Consider the following 2,267-nt stretch of genomic DNA (forward strand, 5'->3'; position numbering starts at 1 on the left):
GATTGCAGGACGCCGACCCCGACCAGGATCGCCGCCATGGCGGCGATGTCCATGGCGTGGACGGGTTCCCCAGCCAGCGCTGTTCCGACGACCAGAGCCACCATCGGTGGGATGTAGGTCACACCGGACGCCATGACGGCTCCCAGGCGATCGACGATCATGTAGTAGCAGATGTAGGCCAGCCCGGTGCCGCAGAGGCCGAGGCCAAATACGAGGCCGAGCCAAGCGCGCGTGTCGCCGAAGACCGCACCGATCCCATGCAGGTCCGTCGCCGCGAGCAGGATCAACAGCGCCCCGCCGATCTGGTAGGTCGTCAGCGCGAGCGGGGAAAGCCCGAGCGGGCTGATGAACCTTCGCGCGTAGACGAACGAGCAGCCGACGCTGAACGAGCCGGCGATCATCCAGAGGACGCCAGCGACGTTCAATCCCTGGATGCTCTGGTTCCATGGCCGCGCGATGAGCAGGATCCCCGTGAAGCCGAGCAGCGTGCCGCCGATCGATCGGGCGTTGATCGGCTCCCGCCGGAGGAACGCCCAGGCGGTGACGAAGGTGAAGAGCGGGATGGCGCCGCTCAACATGCCCGCGACGCTCGACAGCAGCAGCGCCGTCCCGGTGGCGAACGCGAAGTAGTAGAAGGCCGTCGCCAGGACGGCCATCACGGCAAAGTGGTGCGCATGGCGCCAGTCGCGCCACCGCAGCGCTCCGGTCGCGACCGCGAACGCAAGGAGCGGCAGGAACCCGAACAGCACCCGCAGCAGGACGATCTGTGCCGGGCTGATCAGGTGCACGGCCCATTTGACGAAGATGAAGTTCAGCCCCCAAATCAGCCCGAGCCCGGCGAAAGCCAAGTAAGCGATGCCGAGGCCCGGGCGGCCTTGTCGTATCGCGGCCGGGACCGTTATGGCCGTGCCCATTGCCATCAGACCCCCCGCGTGATGCCGCCGTCGACGCGGATGTTCTGGCCGGTGATGTAGGCGGCGCCCGCCGAGGCCAGGAAGGCGATGGTGGCGGCGACCTCATCGGAAGTGCCGTAGCGGCCGAGCGGCACGCCCTGCCGCCGCTCCTCGGTCGCGGGCAGGCTGTCGATCCAGCCGGGCAGCACGTTGTTCATGCGCACGTTGTCGGCCGCGAAGGTGTCGACGAAGATCTTCGTGAAGGCGGCGAGACCCGCCCGGAACACCGCCGAGGTCGGGAACATGGCGCTCGGCTCGAACGCCCAGGCGGTCGAGATGTTGATGATGGTGCCGCCCCTCTGCGCCTGCATGATCGGCGTCACCAGGCGCGTGGGCCGGATGACGTTCATGAGATAGACGTCCATCCCGAGGTGCCATTGCTCGTCGGTGATCTCCAGGATCGGCGCACGGGGACCGTGGCCCGCGCTGTTGACCAACGTGTCGACGCGGCCCCAGCGTTCCATCGTGCCGTCGACCAGGCGCTTGAGGTCGTCTGCCGACTGGTTCGATCCCGTCACGCCGAACCCGCCCAGTTCGGTGGCGAGCGCCTCGCCCTTTCCCGACGAGGACAGGATGGCCACCTTGAAGCCATCCGCAGCCAGACGCCGCGCCGCCGCCGCGCCCATGCCGCTGCCGCCCGCCGTGATGATCGCAACCTTGTCGCTCATGATCCTGCTCCTCGTCTGACCGAGAAGAGCTATGGCGGTCGGACCATCGAACGACTATGGAGATGACCTGCGTCGTTGCAGTAGAAAAACTATCGCAAGCACATGCCAGGAACCCGCCTTCCACCGTTGAACGCGCTGCGCGCCTTCGAGGCAGCCTCGCGGCACCTGAACTTCAGGGTCGCGGCCGACGAACTCGGCGTGACGCAGGGAGCCGTCGCGCAGCACGTGCGGGGTCTGGAAGCCGATCTCGGGATCAAGCTCTTCGAGCGGCTGTCGCGGAGCCTGGCACTCACCGATCCGGGGCGGCGCTACGCGGGGCAACTGCGGCGCGCGTTCGAACTCATGACGGAGGCCACGGCGGCCCTGAGGCCCGAGCCCGCCCGGCTGACGGTCAGCGTGACGCCGACCTTCGCGGCCAAGTGGCTGATCCCCCGCCTGCACGCCTTCGGGATCGATCATCCCGACATCGAACTGCGCATCGTTGCGAGCGAGGGTCTGTCGAACTTCCAAGGTGACGGGGTCGACATCGCGGTCCGGCAGGGCCGGCCGCCGTTCGGCCCCGGACTGATCGCCGACCTGCTGTTCGAGCAGGAGGTGGTTGCGGTCGGCAGCCCGGCGCTCCTGGGCGACCGGGCCGGTGCATTGT

The 2,267-nt window shown here is 67.9% G+C and carries 3 protein-coding genes; 1 reads left to right on the plus strand and 2 read right to left on the minus strand.

The window, feature by feature from the left end; genetic code table 11:
- The coding region (locus M8523_RS36190; protein WP_282589625.1) for a DMT family transporter at nt 1-920 on the minus strand (920 nt) is incomplete at its 3' end.
- Nucleotides 920-1,624, minus strand: coding sequence for an SDR family oxidoreductase (locus M8523_RS36195; protein WP_282589627.1), 705 nt, complete (start codon nt 1,622-1,624; stop codon nt 920-922). The genes M8523_RS36190 and M8523_RS36195, both read right to left, overlap by 1 nt.
- 99 nt (nt 1,625-1,723) lie before the next feature.
- On the opposite strand from M8523_RS36195, the gene M8523_RS36200 reads away from it, so the two are divergent.
- The coding region (locus M8523_RS36200; protein WP_282589626.1) for a LysR family transcriptional regulator at nt 1,724-2,267 on the plus strand (544 nt) is incomplete at its 3' end.

It is taken from the genome of Lichenifustis flavocetrariae, assembly GCF_026130545.1.
In the GTDB taxonomy this organism is placed as follows: Bacteria; Pseudomonadota; Alphaproteobacteria; order Rhizobiales; family Beijerinckiaceae; genus Lichenihabitans; species Lichenihabitans flavocetrariae.